The following is an 18,898-nucleotide window of genomic DNA, read 5'->3' as shown; positions in this document are numbered from 1 at the left end:
GCCCTTTTGGGACAGCTTCTTGTTGGGGCGTGCCTGCCCCAAACCCTGCTAGGTGATTTCATTCTTGGTGGTTGCTATATTGCTTATATGCCTTTTCAAATCCTGATTTGTTATATATGATAAATTTATAACATTCTCCATCTTTCATGGAAATTGCTGCAACAGGAACGACCATCTGACTCCATGAAAGCTCCCTTATCTCGTTCATGGGCAATACAAGGTTGCGATACAGTGGACTGACTGTGAGCTTTTGAGTTGAATATGTAATGCTCTGTTCATCAATGTACAAACCACCGCCAATGATTCCATTACGGCATAAGCTACACACAAAAGTTTTTCCCATAATATTACCGCCTCCTATTAGTTGATGGTTGGTTAAGTTGAGTATATCATATTGATTTCCAGAAGAACACCCCTATATAGGAGATTTTAGCCGTTTTACTGCGTACGTGCGTACGAGAGATTGGTACGCACATACGCAGCGATTTGCCCGAAGCGCACCCTATATAGCCGTTTCCCCCTCGGAGAGCCCACTACACTTTGCAGACCGCAGGGCTGAAAGCGTCATAGTGGGTTATTACACTTCCGCAGAAGTGCCTTTTCCTCGCCGCAGACAGCCCGGTGCACCTTTGTGAGAGCTTTCTGTCCGGCGAATCCACATCGCCCACAGGCGATGTGAGCAGGGATTCCAAAGGGGCGCAGCACCCTTGGCACACGACTTTGGTACAAAGTCTAGTGTGTTACACCTTTCAAGAGATGTACACGTTCCTGAAATGCAAAAAGCCCCATACCCAACACCTTGACGGTGCGGACATGGGACTTGATGCTTCCTCGGCCTAGCCGGGTACTCCGTAACCAATCCTGACAGGCAGTTGCCGTGTCATTTTTCGAAAACTGTTTTACGGATACCCAGCAGTGTGGCCCTCTCTCTTTTTCGGAGGAAACCGTATGGAACAAAGAAAATTTCTCGCAATCGTGGGGCCGCTGGCACAGGCCGATATGCAGAAAAGCGGAATCCTTGCCAGCCTGACCATTGCGCAGGCAATCTTGGAAAGCGGCTGGGGTGCATCGGAGCTTGCCACCAAGGCCAACGCCCTGTTCGGCATTAAGGCTGACGCGCGGTGGAGCGGGAAAGCGTACAGCAAGGACACCAAGGAGTGTTACGACGGCGCAACCTACACCACCATTACCGCGCTGTTCCGCGCCTATGACAGTTGGGCAGAAAGCGTTGCCGACCATAGCGCGTTTTTGTTGGCGAACAAGCGTTATGCGGCAGTGGTTGGCGAGCGCGACTACAAGGTGGCCTGCAAAGCGATCAAGGCGGCGGGCTATGCCACCGACCCCGGATACCCGCAAAAGCTGATTGGGTTGATTGAGAAATACGGCTTGACCGTGTACGACGGCAAGGCGGAACAGGAGGACAAAACGAATATGAATATCAGCATTACCAAGAAAACCAGTACCCACAACACCACGGCGGCAGCAGGCCGCGCAATCCGGTACATCGTTGTGCATTACACCGCTGGTGTGACCTCTAAGCCGGGCAGCGCGGCGGGCACGGCCTCTTACTTTGGCGGCACCTCTAAGCAGGTTTCAGCGGACTTTATCGTGGACGACGGCGGCGCGGTGCAGTACAACGGTGACATTCGCAACCGCTACACTTGGCACTGCGGCGGCGGAAAGTACAATACCAAGGGCGGTGCTTACTACGGCAAGGCAACGAACCGCAACACCATTGGCATTGAGGTATGCTCTACCAATGACACCGGCAAAATGACTGTTGCCAACGACAGCCATTGGCGCTTTACCGACAAGGTTGTGAGCAATCTTGTGGAGCTGGTGAAGTACCTGATGGCGGAATACGGTATTGACGCCGCCCATGTTATCCGCCACTATGATGTGAACGGCAAGCCGTGCCCCGGTATCATCGGCTGGAACGAGGACACCGGCAGCGCCGCCAAGTGGGCCGCGTTCAAAGCCCGCCTTGGTGCAGCTACCCCCGGCGGGCAGACCGGCGGCAGCACGAACACTGGCACCGCCACGGGCAACACTGCGCTGACATACAAGGTGGGCGACATTGTGCAGTTTGCGGGCGGCAAGCACTACGCCAACGCGCAGGCCGCCAGCGGCACCACCGTGAAGCCCGGCCCGGCCAAGGTGACGGCGGTTGCCACGGCTGGAAAGCACCCCTACCACCTTGTACATACCGATAGCACCAGCACCGTGTATGGCTGGGTGGACGCGGCGGCCATTACCGGCAAAGCAAGCGCTACCCCGGCGGCCAAGACCTACACCGTGAAAGCGGGCGACAGCCTGTGGCGCATTGCTGCGCAGCAGCTTGGCAACGGTGCCCGCTACAAGGAGATCAAGACCCTGAACGGGTTGAAAAATAACACCATCCACGCCGGGCAGGTTTTGAAGCTGCCCAACTGACCGACTATATATAGGAGGAAAAGATCATGAATGAAGTTGTGACCATCGTTGTGAACAATCTGCTGGAAATCGTGTTTGCGGTGCTGGGTGCGTCCTTTACCGCGCTGGTTATCCCGTGGCTGAAAGACACCGGCCTGCCTTGGCTGAAAGAAAAGCGCCTGTACTCCATCGTGAAGAAGTTCGTGGAGGCCGCCGAGAAGCAGGCCGAGGCGGGCACCATTGACAAGGCGACCAAGAAACGCTTTGTCGTGGAGTTGTTGGAGGCAAACGGCATTACTGTTACCCCGGAGATCAACGCCTTTATTGAGGCGGCGGTGAAAGAACTTGATCTTGCCGAGAAAAACGCCATTGGGGAGATCGGAAAAATTTTTTCTGACGCCGAGCAGACCCCGCAGAACTAAATACTAAGATATGGCCCCGGCTGCTGTTCGTTTTGAACGGTGGCCGGGGCCTTTTCTGTTATGCGGAGAGGTTGACAAAAGCGCCGCAGACCGCTATTTTTGAATGGTATTGTGTGCTAAAGCTGCACAGAACGGCAGAAGCCGACACTGGCAGCGCAGATATTGGAGAGGAGGAAACACAGTGCGAACCTATAAGCACCTGACCATGACAGACCGCTTGCGCATAGAAAAGTGGCTGAAAATGGGGATGAAGCCGCGAGAGGTGGCGGACAAGCTGCGCGTTCATGTTTCGACTATTTACCGGGAGTTGAAGCGCGGCGCGTATGACAGGTTGGACGGCGGAACATGGGAGGTCAAAACCGCGTACAGCCCGGACATTGCCGAGGAGAAATACCAAGCCCACCTGCGGGAAAAGGGGCCGGACTTGAAAATAGGCAATGACCATGAGCTGGCGAACTATATTGAAACCACGATTTTAGACAAAGATTGTAGCCCGGCGGCGGTGCTGGGGTTTGCCATGATTGAGGGGAAGAAGTTCAAAACCAGTCTGTCGGTGCCGACGATCTACAAGTACATTGCCAAGGGCCTGTTTTTGAACCTGACGCAAGAGGAGCTGCCACGGCACGGAAAGAAGAAACACAAATATAAGAAAGTGAAGAAGAACAAAAGCGCCAGCCGCGCCCCGGCGGGCGAAAGCATTGAACAGCGCCCGGAGGAGATCGACGGGCGGGAGGAGTTCGGCCATTGGGAGGGCGACACTGTGTACAGCGGCAAGGGAAAGCGCAAGACCACCCGCGCCCTACTGACCATGACCGAGCGCAAGACCCGGAAAGAAATCATTATAGCGATACCAAACCGCAAGGCTGAAACGGTGGTCAAGGCGCTGGACGCACTGGAACGGAAACTTGGTGCCCGGCGGTTTAGGGCGATCTTCAAAAGCATTACCTTTGACAACGGCACCGAGTTTGCGGCGGCGGAGGAGCTGGAACGCTCTTGCGTCAACAAGCACCTGCCCCGGACGAAAGTGTATTTCTGCCACCCGTATTCCTCTTGGGAGCGAGGCACCAACGAGAATACCAACGGCATGATTCGGCGGCGGTTTCCCAAGGGAACGAACTTTGCGGCGGTGACGAACGCGCAGATCACGCAGGCAGAAAACTGGATAAATAATTATCCACGGAAGATATTGGGGTACAAGTCAAGCGAGATCGTATTTAGGGAGTGCCTGCGGGAACTGGGCATTGCGGCATGATGGGTAGATAAAGAGAGCAAAATATAGATAAATCGTTAAAAAGGGCGTGATGTGGTATAGTCGGTGCAATAGAATAGGGGTTATAACAGGCTGCCAACAAAAGAGTGAATGTTGACGGCTTTGTTGTGGAGCGATAAAATGTACAAAAATATAAGCAAAAAGTTGTTGCATTTGACTATTGAATTTTTCCCCTGCCGAATGCAACCTACATAGGCTTTACGGGAACGCCGATTTCGGCAAAAGATAGAAATACGCGTGAAGTTTTTGGTGATTATATTGATGTTTACGATATGACACAGGCTGTGGAGGATGGCGCAACGCGTCCGGTTTACTACGAGAGCCGTGTTATCAAACTCCACCTCGACCAAAATACGCTGACCTTGATTGATGCGACCTACGATGCGCTGGAACAGCAATCGGACGCTGCAACGATTGAAAAAAGCAAAAAGATGTTGGGGCAGATGGAGAGTGTGCTGGGGGCAGACTCTACCATTCAATCGCTGTGCGAAGATATTGTCAACCATTACGAAAAGTACCGCGCTAATCTTTTGACGGGCAAGGCGATGATCGTGGCGTATTCGCGCCCGATTGCGATGAAGATTTATCGAAAACTTCTGGAGCTGCGCCCGACATGGAACGAAAAAATCGGCGTAGTTATGACGGGTGGCAACAATGACCCGGAGGATTGGAAAGAAATCATCGGTACAAAATCTCACAAAGAAGAACTTGCCCGGAAATTCAAAGACAACGATGACCCGATGAAGATTGCCATTGTTGTGGATATGTGGCTGACAGGTTTTGATGTGCCTTCACTGGCTACGATGTATGTTTACAAGCCAATGCACGGATACAATCTGATGCAGGCCATCGCGCGTGTCAACCGCGTGTTTAAGGACAAAGAGGGCGGCTTGATTGTAGATTACGTTGGCATTGCATCTGCCCTCAAAGCCGCTATGAAGGAGTATACCAAGCGTGACCAGTCCCGATATGGTGATATGGACATTGCCAAAGTTGCATATCCGAAGTTTCAGGAAAAGCTTCAGGTGTGCAAAGATTTGTTGCACGGCTTTGATTTCAGCGGATTTATTGGCGGTTCTCCGTTGATAATGGCAAAGCTGGTCACTGGCGGCGTAAACTTTGTTCTGGACGCAAAAGCACCCAAGCGCAAAGATCTGTTCCTGCGAGAAGCTCTGTTGCTGAAGCAGTCACATTCGTTGTGTTCCAGCATGACCACGGAGCAGGAGCGACATGAAGCGGCCTATATGGAAGCAGTCCGTTCTACGGTGGTGAAGATCACCTATGGTGGGAGTGGCGGCAAGACACTTTCTTTGAAAGAAATCAATGCTCAAATCAATGAACTGCTGAAAGCAAGTATCCAGAGTCAAGGTGTTATCAGTTTGTTTGACAGTAAGAAGGCAGATGAAAATATCAGTCTGTTTGACCCGGCGGTGTTGGATGAAATTTCAAAAATGAAAGAAAAGAACATTGCCGTAGAAATTTTGAAAAAACTTATGGCAGAGCAAGTTTCACTGTATAAACGGACAAATGTTGTGCAGTCTCAGAAGTTTTCAGAAAAGATTACACAGTTGATGAACTCTTACTACAATGGCTTGATTACAAACGAGGAGGTCATCAAGGAACTTCTGAAAACGGCACAGGAGATTACGGAACTGTATAACAACGGTAAAAAGCTGGGTTTGACGTAGGAGGAACTGGCTTTTTACGATGCTCTGACAAAGCCGGAAAACATCAAGGATTTCTACCAAAACAATGAACTGATTGACTTGACCAGAGAGCTTACGGAAATGCTGCGCAAAAATCGGACAATAGACTGGCAGAAAAAAGAAACTGCCCGTGCGAGTATGCGTAAGATGGTGAAGCACCTTCTAAAAAAGTATAAGTATCCGCCAGAAGATTATGATACGGCAATCAGCACGGTCATTAGCCAGTGTGAGATGTGGACTGATAATATGATGGCATAAAAAAGAGGATGAACAAATGAAGTTTTGTAATTTTCTTCTTCGAGTTGATGGCATTCGTGAGGCATCATTGGAAGATATGAAAGATGTTGTTGCAAAAGGAAATCATATATTTCGGCCGCAAAAGCAGAAGTATTTATATTCTGTTGATATGGATATTATCGAAGAAAGATTTTTCTGGATGGCATCTGACTACGATGATGCGGTACGCTTCAGAGATTATGTCATAAATAAAAAAACAGGTGAGAAGATGCCGAATCCACGTTCAAAAGAACAGGTTGAACCAAGACAACAATTTTTTGCGTGTTATGATGCACAGAAACATTTTCTTTATATGAATGACTACAATAAGAAGGGATTTGTTGAGCAATATTTAAGTGACACACTGCAAAAGGAATTTAAGATAAGCAATATTTATACATCATTAGATGATTTTTGTAAGAACATTAAAACTATTCGTGGATTTCAATATACGCAAGTGGATAATGTATTCAGCCGTGGAGGAACATTGTTTTCTCAAGTTGGTAACATCTGGGGACAGGACTTGCCAAGCAAGCTTCAACTAAAAATATCGTATGGAGACCTTCCAATACATGGAGGAGGAAAAGGTCTAGTAGATCGTATTTGTCGGCATCGTGAAGAATTTGAAGATGTTGTTATAATCGGATGTGATGAAAGTGGTATAGAGCAAACATTTGATTTTTCGTCTGTTCTAAAACACTTTTTGATTCAGCCAACAAAAGATGAAAATGAGCATTTTGAACCAGATGAAGTAAGGGAACTGCTGCTTGCAAAACTGAGGTGACAGTGGTGGATAAGGAGTATAAAATATTTCTGATAGGGTGCTTTATAACAGTTTCAGTAATAGCCTACTTATTGAATTGGAATTTTGATAGTATGGCAGACACGGCAACTACGCTAGTATCAATAGCCGTAGGTGTATATATTGCTGCTGCATCAGCTCTGCTTGGGAGTCCATATGCAAAGGAACTGAAACAGATAACAGATAAAAAACGGCCATCAAATACATTGTTAGGAACGCTTCTTGACTACTTTAGGCACGCGGGAAAATTGGGTATCACAACTGTTATAGTAAGCTGTTTATATAAGATTCCAGCGATATACAACGTCCCGGTAATAATTGCACGCATAGGTTCTGCAGCTGCGTATGGAATCTTCTTTTGCAATATTTTGTTTTTATGGCTCGTTTTTGTTTTCTTGGTTAACTCCATAGAAAAATCTGTGTAAGCTTTGCGGTTGGCTCTTGACAATAAGCTGTCTTTCTCGTAAAATGGTTTTAGAAAATACTATTATTGAAAATAAGAAAGGCTGTTTTATGGGAAAGATGATCTTAGATGACCTCCGCAAGCGTCTGGAACGTCTGGACGAAGACGCAGACCTGATGATCGACAATAACGACCGCTATCAGATGGTGATCGTAGGCGGCAGTGCGTTTATTTTGTTGGGCAAGTTGACCCGCGCTACTCATGACATTGATGCCTTGAGTGTTCCGAAAGAACTGTACAGTTTGCTTGGCAAGTACGACATCAACACCGATGTGGAAGCCTACATCGACAATTTCCCGTATAACTTCCAAGACCGGCTTCAGCCGCTACCCTTTGGTGGTACAAAGGTGCAGTTCTATACACCCAGTTTGGAGGACTTGGTGATTGCAAAGCTGTGCTCTTTTCGGGACACTGACAAAGCAGACGTAGAGAGTGAGGCTGTGCGGAATTCGTTGGATTGGGATTTGCTGGAACACCTTGCAACGGATGAAGATGAGTTGAGAGCCAGCATCTTGAACGACTGGCGGTATCGGGATTTCTATATCCGCTATCAGGAGTATGTAGAGAGGTGGAGACCATGCGAAAGCTGACATTCGAAGGCTTTTTGAAGCAGTATGTGGCAGAGCTTTCCGGGGTTCAAACGGCAAGCGTCCATAAGCTGGCAGATCGTATGGCTGAAAATCCCCGCCTGAAAGAACCGCTGTTTCTCTATGCGCTGGCTTTTAATAAAGTAGAACTGCTGCTCCGCTACACCGCAAACAGCACGATTGCTGCGGAATATGAGCAACTTTCTAATCTCTATTCGCTGGAGCAAATGCTGGTGCTTCTTGAAAAGCAATCATCAGAACTGCCGGAAGGCTATTTGAAGGTTTGGCGCAGCTATTGCTCGGTGCGGGATGCCGCTCTTGCGGACAATGACACAAAAGAACTGATCCATCGCCGGGTATTGGAACTTCAACAAAAAAAGAAATTGACGAATTACCGTCTTTACAAGGACTTGAAGCTGAATCCGGGCAATGTGAATGCATGGCTCAAACACAACGATTCCAGCAAAATGAGCCTTGACTGTGCACGGCAGATCTACAAGTATGCAAAAAGCTACCCGTCTGTTCGATAAGAAAAAGGAAGTGAGTCTATGACCGCCGTAATCTATGCCCGCTATTCATCGGATAATCAGCGCGAAGAATCCATTGAAGGCCAGATTCGGGAATGCACGGCTTATGCGGAAAAGAACGGCATCATGGTCATCAAGCACTACATTGACCGTGCATTCTCTGCCAAAACGGACAATCGCCCGGAATTCCAGCAGATGATCAAAGACAGCGGCAAGAAGCTGTTTGATGTTGTTCTCGTCTGGAAATTTGACCGCTTTGCACGGAATCGTTTTGATAGCGCAAACTATAAGATGATCCTGAAAAAGAACGGCGTTCATCTGATTTCCGTCATGGAACCCATTGCCGAGGGCTCGCAGGGCATTCTGGTGGAAACCCTTCTGGAAGGTATGGCTGAATACTATTCCGCAGAACTTTCCGAAAAGGTCATTCGAGGCCAAACCGAAAATGCTCTGAAAGGGAAGTGCACTGGCGGTACGGGAACCATAGGCTACAAAATCGACGAGGAAAAGTTTTATCACCTTGACCCGCTGACTGCTCCGCTGGTGCTGGAAGCCTTTCAGAGATACGACAACGGCGATAAGATGGTCGAAATCGTGAATTTTCTTAATGAAAAAGGTGTCCGCAATATGCAGGGCGGCAAAATGACCCACAGCAGCGTGAACACCATGTTGAAGAACCGTCGTTACATTGGTGAATTGTCTTTCCGGGATATCGTTGTGCCGGATGCGATTCCGGCTATCGTTCCGAAAGACCTTTTTGACCGGGTGCAGAAGCGTATGGATAAGAACAAGCGTGCCCCTGCCTGTGGCAAAGCAGACGAGGAATATCTGCTGACCACCAAGCTGTTCTGCGGCAGTGCGGTGCGCTGATGTTCGGCGAAAGTGGAACCAGTGCCACTGGGCGCACCTACTATTATTACAAGTGCGCCAACGTCAAGCGGCGCAAGGGCTGCAATAAAAAGACCGTGCAGAAGGACTGGCTGGAAGAACTGGTCGTCCGGGAGACCATGAAGCTGATTCAGGACGATGCGGTGATCGACAAGATCGTTCAACTGGTCAGGGATGTACAGAATCAGGAGAACACCACAATCCCGCTGTTGGAAAAGCAGCTCCGGGAAGTAGACAAGAAGCTGGAGAATCTGATGAAGGCTATCGAGGACGGCTTGTACACCCGGACAACGAAAGAGCATCTGGAAGCACTGGAGAACCAGAAAGATGAGCTGACTGCAAAAATTGCAGATGAAAAATTGAAGAAGCCCAGCTTCAATGAGGATTTCATCCGATTCTGGCTGATGAAATTTAGAAGGTTCGATATTTCGCAGAAAAAACAGCGGAAGGCACTGATCGAAATTTTTGTCAATGCCATTTTCCTGTATGATGACCGGATGCTGATCACATTCAACTACAAGGATGGAACCCAAACCGTCCGTTTTGAGGACACTTTGACCGCCGATTCGGCGGAGGAAAAAAGTTCGGATTTGTCCAGTCTTGCTGGACCATAAATCCAACGATTTCACGTTAGAAATCGTTGGATTTTTTTGTTTATAGCCTGACCTCATTTGGCTTTGACCACAATTTTGACCACAATGCCAAAGATTTTATCTGGTCTAATTAGTGCTGTTCTGTCCAATTTTCAGGCCGAAAACGCCTCGCTGAACAACTGGATCGCACTCTGCCGAATGGATTCCTGAACATGGAGATAATGCTCAGTCATCTCGGTATCGGCATGGCCTACGATGCTCTGGATGGTCTGGATATCCACGCCCAACGCCTGCATAGAGCGCCTTTTTCCGCGCCGCCAGTTGGCGGCGTTTTTCTTTTAGCTCTGTCATCTTGGACAGTTTCTCTCCGCCCAGCAGCTCTCCCATCGTGGCCTTGGCTGCCCGGTAGTCCGCCAGCTCCGCCTCATGCTCGGCAAGATATTTCCAGCTATACTTTGCGGCCTTATACCCGTCAAAGACGGGGCGGGTCTTGGCGTACCGCACCACGGCTCCCATCAGCTCGGAGGTTGCGGACAGGTCAGCCTCCGTCCGCCGGAGCTGCTCGGTCAGAGCGTGAAAGCGAGAAACGGCATCCTCGGCCTTGGCGGAGAGCTGGTCATACTCGGTGATATTCTGTTCCTGCATGAATTGAAGCGCTGCCGCCATCTGTTTAAGGTTATAGACCTTTGCCCACCGTGCATAGGCCGCACCTTTGCCGGAGCGCAGGCGCTCCTGTATATCAACGATCAGATTGACACGGCGAGGGGCAGCAGGCGCAGAAACAGGCTGCTCCGGGAGCGGACGCTCCCCGGCGATAACGGCCTTGATGTCCTCGGGATTGTAGCCGTCCCCGAGGGTAGATGCCCGCAGCCGTGTCGCCCGCTCCTGCCCCGGAACGAGAAAAGAAATTACACCGCCGCGCCCATGCTTGACCGTGAAGCCGGACGCCTCCATGAGCCGAAGAAAAGCGTCAAAGTCTGCGGGGCGTTTGGTAAGAGCTTCATTGATGGCAAGCCGTAGCCGCTCCTTGTATGAGGGCTGCCGCTCCGTCCCCAGCCATGCCCCGTAATGGAGAAAGCGTCCATTGCTGTGCAACTTGGGATTGGTGATAGACGATCTCCTTTTTTTCGGTGCGGGTGGCGTCACGGGGCGCAGACGGCTCCGGCGTGACCTCCGCACCAGCGGGAGCGCCACCCTTATCCACGGCAGGCTTCTCCGGGGCGGGCTTGCTTTGGGACTTTTTGTCCCGAGGTTTGGGCGGCTTTGCCTTATCGGGAGCGGCCTTACCATCCTTGGGCGGACGGCCTCTGCCGGGCTTGGCAGGCTTGTCCTTTTCCGTGGGCGGCTTCTGCTTGACCGCCTTTTTCTCCTCCTTGGCCGCCTCGTCACGGGCGGCGGAAAAAGTCCACCACCTTGCCGGAATGTGCCGGGGCGGGATCGTCCTTGCCGGGAGTGGGCGGCTGCTCCTGTTCCTTTTCAGCCTTGGGGACTTCGGGAGCGGTTGGCTCCTCCACCTCGGTGTGAGTAACAGCGTCGGCGGAATCGGGCACGGCCTCACCCATTTCAAAGAGTGCCGCCTGCCTCTCATGCTCCAGCATGACCACCTCTGCATTGGTCAGCGCAGGCTCGGGCGCAGGCTGCTCCGGCACAACGGCATTTTCTACCGTGGGAGCGGGAGCCTCGGCGGGCGGGGTTGCCTCGGGAATGTTTTTCTTATCATCTGCCATTTGCAAACCTCCTTTTCGTGGCATGAAAAAAGCCAGTCCGCAGACTGGCCGGGTGAAAGTGACCTCCCTTCATGGTTTTATATATGAAAACGCCGCCCGTAGTCCCGTTGGGTGGCAGTTATTTAAGAGCCACAACTCCTTTAACAGCCAAAAGTATCTGCTTAGGAACTTTAAGGGAAATGTCATTGACTCCTTCTGTCCACTCCCCGGCATAGTAAAGAAAGCCATAGAAAAAGTCAAAAAGTAATGATATAATAAACCATATATAGCGGTACCCGACCTTGATCAACAGAGAATACACTCGGAAGTGATAAAAATGGAATTGAAACGCTATAAGGGCTCCCTGACCGTCGAACAGCTAATAATCGCACATAAAAAAACAAAATCTAATGCCACTTCTTTATACAAGGAAGCACAGCTTTTGTTTGAAAACAAGATGTATGCCCGATGCTATTTCTTGCTTTGTATTGCAAATGAAGAACTTGGAAAGAGCATATTTGTTGTAAGTGCCATTGTTGATTTAATTGCAGGGAAGATTGATTGGCATAAATTTTGGAAAAAGTTAAGGAACCACAAAAGCAAAACTGGAATGATTGAGTTTTTTGAAAACATGTTTGTATCATCGGACGATAACTTAACTCCCTGGAAAGAACTTGAGCAAAGAATACCTACTCTTGAAGAATTAAAAATGGCAAACATCGGTGTACAAGGGGTACAAACAAGATAAAATAGAAATGAGGGGCGATAGAGCGGAAATGTCAGATTTTCCACTCTATCTGAACACGGTCGCTGGTGGCCTTGATCGTAGAGATCAAACCATCGGCGGCTTTTCTTTTGTCGTCAAAATCTATGCTGTCCCAGTTGTCGAGATAATAGGATAACTTCTTTATCTGCTGGGGCGATATGGTTTCAACACTCAATTCGGCGATTGCCTTTGAAATGGTCTGGCGTCGGGTGTCCAGTTCTTCAATTTTTTTGTTAGCGTAGGCAAGCAAGGTCGCATTGGCTCCGGTCAGCGTGTCCAGCAGCTTTTCAATTTCTGCCTCCACCTGTGCCAGTTCCACTTGATAGGCTGTCAGTTTCGGATTGACTTTTTCCTCCCTGCCGTGGAGTATCTGAAAGTCTTTGAATTTTTCCTGCATGGCCGAGAAAATGAATTGCTCAAATTCTTCTTTGCGGATTTTCCCACAGCCCGGACAACCTTTGTTTTCCGTCCGTTTGGTACAGCGGAAATACCCGGTGCTGTTTGGCACATGGGTGGCTTTCAGCGCATACCCACAATGACCGCATTTGATTTTTCCGGCCAGCCAAGTGTTCTTCGGTTTCCGTCCCTGCTGGAAGGTGGTATTTGCCATAAGTTTTTTCCGGCATTTCAGCCATGTGTCAGAGGAAATGAGTGCTTCATGGGGAGCGATAACAAGTATCTGGTCTTTTAAGCACCTGTCCTTGTCCTCCTTCACATCCCGCCCCTTATAGAGATAGCAGCCGTTTGTTCCGGCAAAGTCAGAAGCGTCATTGACAATCGCTGCACCCTGACTCTTGAAAAATTCGTACAGCTCCAAGTCGGCCTGTGCATAAACGGGGTTTCGCAAAAGCTGGGAAAGAAAACTCCGAACCATTGACTTCTCGTAAATCTTGATACCCTGTTCCTCGAAGTATCGGGTAATATCTCCGAAGGAGGTTTCCGGTTCAGCGTACATTTCAAACATCAGCCGTACATGGTCGGCGGCTATGGGGTCGGCAACCATTTTCTTTGTACGGATACCCTCTACCACAGTAGGCTCTAACTGATAACCGTATGGTGCCTGTCCGCTCATGTGGAAACCTTTCAGACACCGGGAATAGTAGGCGTCTGTGACACGCTTCTGAATTGTCTCCCGTTCAAGCTGGGCGAATACAATGCAGATATTCAGCATGGCCCGGCCCATCGGGGTCGAAGTATCAAACTTTTCTGTGGATGATACAAACTCCACATCATACTCTTGAAACAGCTCCATCATCGTTGCAAAGTCCAGAATAGAGCGGCTTATACGGTCCAGTTTATACACGATGACCCGCCTGACCTTTCCCTTGCGGATCTCGCCCAACAGCTTTTGAAACTCCGGCCTATCCGTATTTTTACCGGAATAGCCTTTGTCCTTGAATACCCGGCAGCTCCCACCTTTCAATTCATACTTGCAAAAGTCAATCTGACTTTCAATGCTGATACTGTCCTTGCGGTCTACTGACTGTCTTGCGTAAATACAATCTTCTCTGATAAATTCCATATTGGGCTCCTTTCCTTGTTGGAATGGAGCTACCAACCTTACAACTATATTATACCATCAGCAGCCCCGGACAACAATGTTGCGAATGATTAGGGAAATCTGTCCCCATATTTTCTGAACACCTCATAAAGACAACGCTCAATTTCTTTTTTGCGCTGTGCTTTCTCCTTCGGGGGAAGTACCGGCGTGAGGCTTTCCAGCACAATGATCTTCCCTTGAAATGCGACAGACTTTGTTTCTCGTTCATAAGTGACAGCTTGCGTCATTGAAAACCTCCTTTGCGAAAGTGCGTGTATATGCCAGCCTTTCCCACTTGTCCCGTGGGGAAATGTCAAAAGACGGCACCCGGCAGGTGCCGCCCTTTGAGTTTTCTCCACTTCGGGTCGATGTGGCCCGAGGTCAGTAAGGACTGGAATGGTACTTTTCTTTGGCGTCCTCCACGCTGTTGAGGTCAAATACTTCATAAAGCTGCCCCACAACACGCCGTATATCCTTCTTTGAAAATCCGCAGTTCTCCATTGCCATAATGACATAACCACGGCAAGCGTCATTGCTCCATTCGTCCGGTTCCAAGCCGGGGATCATTCCAAACGCATTTCCCATAAAGTGCTCCTTTTTTGAAAAGATGGGGAGCCGCGCCGGATCGGTTGGCCTATCATCAGACAGCATTGCCGGGGGCTCCCCATAGGTTTTCACTTCATTTCAGACACACCGGACGGACATAGGCTTCATGCCCCATAGTATTTCAACTCTCCCCATTCTGATGGCAAGGCGTTCTCATTGCCTGCGACGGCTCACGGCTTGCAAGGCCGCTTCAACGCTCGGACTGTGACTAAACGCAAGTATCCGGGGCCTGCACCTGTTCCGGTGGAGCCAGCCTTGCCCCACCTATGGCATGGACCTGTTCGCTCGCTCAGTTTTACAAAGACTGTATTCTCTGAAATCCGAGGTCATGGCGGGTCTGTCACACAGCGCGTTCCCCTTCGTATCCGGGTGTCTTTTTATTCAATTTTCAATCTGCATGAGGCTTGTCTGAACCTCGGGCCATTGTGACCCGAAGTGTTTTACCTCTCATAAGCCATTTCATTTTCCGGCCTAAATCGGTACGCCTTACAAAGAAATTTTCAAAATTTTTTCTAAGCGCCGCAGACCTCGCTCGATTGCGACACGAACCACTTTTTCATGGACGCCCTCTGCCCGGGCAATGTCCTGTTTGGTCATGCCGAGAATGAAATGAGCATAAATCCGTTTTGCCTGTTTGTCCGGCAGACTGGCAATCGCTGCGTGAAGTTCCTGCATGGTAACTTTTCGCTCGTACAGCTCATGGGGCGAAAGTGCGACAAAGACAGCCTCATGCTCCAGCCCATCATCCCGATCAAGGGAATAGTAGGCTTTGTGGCGGTATGTACGCAGCCGGTAGGCAGCCTCTTTACGATCAAATTCTTTGAACATTTCTGCAACTTCTTCCGATACTTCCATGAAGCAATCTGATGTATAGAATGGGTAATAGTCCCGCAAATTGATAATAGCCATATTGACCTCCGTTTCGGTTGTTGGTTGACGAGTGACCGAAACGAAGGCGGCGGGGAGCGACACCGGGGAATGACTTCGGGCCAACATGACCCGAAGCAGCCCCATAAGAACACAAAAGCGCCCGGGCGGCATGAAGCCACACGGACGCATGAAATGACATAATAGTTAAGGTTCCAACAAATTTCGCATACATAGCCGGAATAACCCGGAGGGGGAGCTATGCTTTTTTTAACTGATGTAGGTCATGGGTACTGTGAAAAAAGACAAAAATAGACACGGCGGCAATCCTCCTATATGCCGCCGTGGATTTACACGGTGTTAGGTCGTCGTTGGTTTAGGATAAACGAAAGAAACGGCGGCTCTGAAAATCAAAGCCGCCGCTAGTCGTATGGGCGTGTCAAAAGGGCTGCTGTACGACGGCTTTTTTTTCTTTTGCCGTCGTGTGGCAGCTGATCTAAATATATTTCATTACAGGCACCTTTATTGTCCTGCGGGGTTATTCTTTATATTTTTCTTGAACAGAAGAAGGTAATTCATCAAACTGCATTTCAGCCCATGTTACAACCCCTCTGATGGGAGCCACTTTCAAGCACAGATACGCACCATCTGTGAGAACTTTGCTTGTTTCAAAAGTAACGTCTTTCGCATTACCACTTTCATCATAAGCAACCAATGTGTATTTATAGTTCATCGCACCATGCGGTGCAATATCTGTTACCCATCGGTTATCAATCTGCGTATAGTAGTCTGTATTGGTTTGCGTAGTGAGAAAAGCTACAGTCATAAAAGTAATTGCTAGTACAGCAACGACAATCACAATTCCTATTTTTTTCTTAGAACTCATAAAGGTTACCTCTCTTTCTTTTACCAGCCCTTTTTAGGTGCTGTGTGCTGTGTTTTTTTAGCTTCTCTCTTTTCTGGTTTCTGTTTTACAAACATCAAAGCAATTCCAATAGCACACATAATCAGAATGCTAATAAAACACAGTCCTTTATTCCACATAACTCCTTCTGCCCCAGCTCGATAATTGATTAAACCAAGCGCAGCGGAGACAGGATATATAGATTGTAAAGTCCCATTTGCAAACATTCCTATAAACCCATATACAAAAGCGACGATAACCCCTACAAGGAAACTCCCTTTATATCTGCTTGTCAGAACAATAATGGGCAGCATTGTCAAGTAAAGGAAGAATCCTAACAATGCCATTTGCACCAATCCTGTAAGCGCAGGAATCAAAGCAAATCCATCATATCCCATGATAAAATTTGCAATGACTGTGAAAACAAAGCACACAATTCCTAAGAAAAGCGACAGAATTGCAGAAACAATCAATTTACCTGCCAGAAGTTTCCTAAATGAAATGGGTAATGTTTCAATATTTTTTAATGTGTCGTCTGTATATTCACGGGAAATCATATACCCACTAATCAGCGTGATACACATTGGGAAAATCATTGTTACAAAATGCTTAACTACCTGTTCAAAAAGAAATTGGTAGTCCCATACCATTCCGTCATCGGCCATTGTAGTAAACAAGGTTAGCAGAACTGTAAGAAGCATGAGGGACACGCCAATCCAGACAATAAAATATCTTTTCAGCTTCATAAACTCGGTTTTTATAATTGTTACCATTTCACTCACTCCTTTTCTTATAAAGATAGACCGCCAGAAGAAGTGAAACAACCCCAATTACCCCCAAAGTTATAATTAGTTGAGGAGTAGAAGGTATCAATCCCATTTGAATGAAGTTCTGCAAATCCTCTGTGTCGTTTATAGCAGTACGAGAAGACATTTGCTGGGTTCCCCACAACATAATGCTCGGTGTAGGCAGAGTAAGTACAAGCCATTTTGGAAGTGCTGTCATAGAAAATGTTGAGAGCAGGTTGAATACACTATAAAATACACAAAGCATAATGGAAAAAATATAGGATCTGCTGAAAAATATAATCAGCAATATCAGCGGTAATGCACTAATCGCAATCAATAATCCGTAAATAGCGGAAAACAATACCTTAAACAAAATATCGGTCACTCCGAAAAAGACAAAACCGCAAAGGATAGAGGCTACAGTCGAAGATATACAAAACGCAATACTAAGCAATAATAAAACAATGCACTTTGCGATAACCATCTGTGAACTTGTTATCGGAATTGTCCGTAGGTTTTTAAAGGTGTCGTTATCTCGCTCCATAAAAAAGAGGAGTGCTGCAACAATTCCTAAAATGCAGGGAAGAAGTAGCAACATACCAAAACCGATTACGGATTGCCACAGGGCGTCAAAAGCTGCTGCTTTTGTAGCGTATTTGTTCTGCGCCGTGTTCAGATAATAGATAATGGCAGTTAGCGGGATTGGAAACAGAAAAGATGCCGCCAATACCAACTGCACGAACATTTTTCTTTTCAGTTTCCAAAACTCGCACCGAATCAAGTTAAGCAATCCCCTCACCCCCTGTTATCTTTTTGAAGTAGTCCTCTAAAGTATCCTCACAAAGATGGACTTCTTGAATCTCAATTCCTGATTCGACAAAAGAACGGTTAATCTTTTCCACTGGCAGAGTCATATCGTAGAGATACAGATTATTGGCATCTGTAAGGCGAAAATCTTTGCTGTGAAATGTTGCAGCAATAATTTTCGCAGCTTTTTGTGCATCCGATACGCAGAAGTGGATGAACTTGGCGTTTTTCGCCTCCAATTCTTTCAGACTTTCTTCTTCTAGCAACTTGCCGTGGTCAATAATTCCCACATCGTCTGCAAGCAGAGAGATTTCCGAAAGAATATGACTGGAAATTAAAATGGTTTTACCGCTGGTATCACACAATTCTCGGATAAAATCTCGCACTTCCGCAATGCCGATGGGGTCGAGGCCGTTAATCGGTTCGTCCAAAATCAAAAGTTCCGGGTTATGCATGACGGCCAGAGCAATCGCCAACCGCTGCTTCATGCCAAGAGAATATTGGGAAAACAACTTCTTGTCCCGGTAAGGTAGATTAACAAGTTCCAATGCATTTTTGATATATTTGGGGCTCCTTAATCCTCGAAGTTCAGCAAAGATTTTTAGGTTTTCCGTTCCTGTCAAATTGGGGTAAAAGCCCGGCGACTCAATCAGACAGCCTATATGGGGCAGGATATTCTTTTCGTTGCCCTGAAAGGGCTTTCCAAATATCGTTACCTCGCCAGACGTGGGAGCCGTCAGTCCTAGCAACATCCGCATGGTCGTGGTCTTACCTGCACCGTTGCGTCCCACTAGCCCGTAGATACGGCCCTTTTTCACATGAATATTCAGATGGGAAACACTGGTCTGACTTCCATACTTTTTTGTCAGATTATGTGTTTCAATAATGTAATCGTTCATCACTTATGCCTCCTTTTTTGTTTGTGTACTCAGCATAACATATCAACTTTGAGATAACATTGAGCCAAC

At 47.9% G+C, this 18,898-nt stretch carries 18 protein-coding genes and 3 pseudogenes; 10 read left to right on the top strand and 11 right to left on the bottom strand.

Annotated elements, in window-relative coordinates; translation table 11 throughout:
- Positions 1-58: 58 nt before the first annotated feature.
- The gene (locus tag MTP40_RS09640) at positions 59-343 is read right to left on the bottom strand and encodes a hypothetical protein (RefSeq protein WP_015538118.1); all 285 of its coding nucleotides are present in this window, start codon (positions 341-343) and stop codon (positions 59-61) included.
- A 605-nt stretch (positions 344-948) separates the two neighbouring features.
- On the opposite strand from MTP40_RS09640, the gene MTP40_RS09635 reads away from it, so the two are divergent.
- The 9 genes and pseudogenes from MTP40_RS09635 to MTP40_RS09595 all read left to right on the top strand — a co-directional run bounded on the left by MTP40_RS09635 (position 949) and on the right by MTP40_RS09595 (position 9,967).
- The gene (locus tag MTP40_RS09635; protein WP_249259250.1) at positions 949-2,433 is read left to right on the top strand and encodes a glucosaminidase domain-containing protein; all 1,485 of its coding nucleotides are present in this window, start codon (positions 949-951) and stop codon (positions 2,431-2,433) included.
- 26 nt (positions 2,434-2,459) lie between these two features.
- Complete coding sequence (locus MTP40_RS09630; protein WP_249259249.1) at positions 2,460-2,834, top strand: phage holin, LLH family; 375 nt, start codon at positions 2,460-2,462, stop codon at positions 2,832-2,834.
- 181 nt (positions 2,835-3,015) lie between these two features.
- Complete coding sequence (locus MTP40_RS09625) at positions 3,016-4,086, top strand: IS30 family transposase (protein ID WP_249259248.1); 1,071 nt, start codon at positions 3,016-3,018, stop codon at positions 4,084-4,086.
- Positions 4,087-4,277: 191 nt separating this feature from the next.
- A pseudogene (locus MTP40_RS09620) lies at positions 4,278-6,068 on the top strand (type I restriction endonuclease subunit R); the annotation flags it as partial.
- Between the two features lie 16 nt (positions 6,069-6,084).
- Positions 6,085-6,870, top strand: coding sequence for a hypothetical protein (locus MTP40_RS09615; protein ID WP_207685129.1), 786 nt, complete (start codon positions 6,085-6,087; stop codon positions 6,868-6,870).
- Positions 6,871-6,875: 5 nt separating this feature from the next.
- Entirely contained in the window at positions 6,876-7,313 is a 438-nt protein-coding gene (locus tag MTP40_RS09610; protein ID WP_158405821.1) for a hypothetical protein, read from the top strand.
- 88 nt (positions 7,314-7,401) lie between these two features.
- Positions 7,402-7,941, top strand: coding sequence for a DUF6036 family nucleotidyltransferase (locus tag MTP40_RS09605; RefSeq protein ID WP_117476688.1), 540 nt, complete (start codon positions 7,402-7,404; stop codon positions 7,939-7,941).
- Positions 7,929-8,468 (top strand): transcriptional regulator, encoded by a 540-nt coding sequence (locus tag MTP40_RS09600; RefSeq protein WP_207685199.1) that lies wholly within the window; start codon positions 7,929-7,931, stop codon positions 8,466-8,468. The genes MTP40_RS09605 and MTP40_RS09600 overlap by 13 nt, the downstream gene beginning before the upstream one ends.
- 18 nt (positions 8,469-8,486) lie before the next feature.
- Positions 8,487-9,967: pseudogene (locus MTP40_RS09595) on the top strand (recombinase family protein).
- Positions 9,968-10,171: 204 nt separating this feature from the next.
- Here MTP40_RS09595 and MTP40_RS09585 read toward each other — a convergent pair.
- Positions 10,172-11,062: pseudogene (locus tag MTP40_RS09585) on the bottom strand (hypothetical protein); the annotation flags it as partial.
- A 269-nt stretch (positions 11,063-11,331) separates the two neighbouring features.
- Positions 11,332-11,673 (bottom strand): hypothetical protein, encoded by a 342-nt coding sequence (locus MTP40_RS09580; RefSeq protein ID WP_207685198.1) that lies wholly within the window; start codon positions 11,671-11,673, stop codon positions 11,332-11,334.
- A gap of 316 nt (positions 11,674-11,989) precedes the next feature.
- Here MTP40_RS09580 and MTP40_RS09575 point away from each other — a divergent pair, with 316 nt between their 5' ends.
- Positions 11,990-12,400, top strand: a complete 411-nt coding sequence (locus tag MTP40_RS09575) for an AbiV family abortive infection protein (protein ID WP_249259246.1) — start codon at positions 11,990-11,992, stop codon at positions 12,398-12,400.
- A gap of 31 nt (positions 12,401-12,431) precedes the next feature.
- Here the strand turns inward: MTP40_RS09575 and MTP40_RS09570 are convergent, their stop codons facing one another.
- From MTP40_RS09570 to MTP40_RS09535, 8 genes are all read right to left on the bottom strand, one after another.
- A complete protein-coding gene (locus MTP40_RS09570) occupies positions 12,432-13,940 on the bottom strand; it encodes a recombinase family protein (RefSeq protein WP_055194511.1) in 1,509 nt (502 codons plus the stop codon).
- Positions 13,941-14,029: 89 nt separating this feature from the next.
- Entirely contained in the window at positions 14,030-14,206 is a 177-nt protein-coding gene (locus MTP40_RS09565) for a hypothetical protein (protein WP_165483719.1), read from the bottom strand.
- 133 nt (positions 14,207-14,339) lie between these two features.
- Complete coding sequence (locus MTP40_RS09560) at positions 14,340-14,609, bottom strand: hypothetical protein (protein ID WP_005927584.1); 270 nt, start codon at positions 14,607-14,609, stop codon at positions 14,340-14,342.
- Positions 14,610-15,050: 441 nt separating this feature from the next.
- Positions 15,051-15,473 carry an RNA polymerase sigma factor gene (locus tag MTP40_RS09555; RefSeq protein WP_027643547.1) on the bottom strand — a complete coding sequence of 141 codons (423 nt, stop codon included), beginning with the start codon at positions 15,471-15,473 and terminating at the stop codon, positions 15,051-15,053.
- Between the two features lie 496 nt (positions 15,474-15,969).
- Positions 15,970-16,317 carry a YxeA family protein gene (locus tag MTP40_RS09550; RefSeq protein WP_005927589.1) on the bottom strand — a complete coding sequence of 116 codons (348 nt, stop codon included), beginning with the start codon at positions 16,315-16,317 and terminating at the stop codon, positions 15,970-15,972.
- A gap of 20 nt (positions 16,318-16,337) precedes the next feature.
- Positions 16,338-17,108: an ABC transporter permease gene (locus tag MTP40_RS09545; RefSeq protein WP_005927592.1), complete on the bottom strand. Its 771-nt coding sequence runs from the start codon at positions 17,106-17,108 to the stop codon at positions 16,338-16,340.
- Position 17,109: 1 nt separating this feature from the next.
- Positions 17,110-17,922 (bottom strand): ABC transporter permease, encoded by an 813-nt coding sequence (locus MTP40_RS09540; protein ID WP_236741931.1) that lies wholly within the window; start codon positions 17,920-17,922, stop codon positions 17,110-17,112.
- Positions 17,906-18,829, bottom strand: coding sequence for an ABC transporter ATP-binding protein (locus MTP40_RS09535; RefSeq protein ID WP_249259245.1), 924 nt, complete (start codon positions 18,827-18,829; stop codon positions 17,906-17,908). Before MTP40_RS09535 ends, MTP40_RS09540 begins: the two co-directional genes overlap by 17 nt.
- Between the last annotated feature and the right edge of the window lie 69 nt (positions 18,830-18,898).

It is taken from the genome of Faecalibacterium sp. IP-3-29 (assembly GCF_023347335.1).
Lineage (GTDB): Bacteria > Bacillota > Clostridia > Oscillospirales > Ruminococcaceae > Faecalibacterium > Faecalibacterium duncaniae.
Note: the sequence above shows the minus strand (reverse complement) of the source record. Positions and strands in the feature narration are given on the sequence as shown.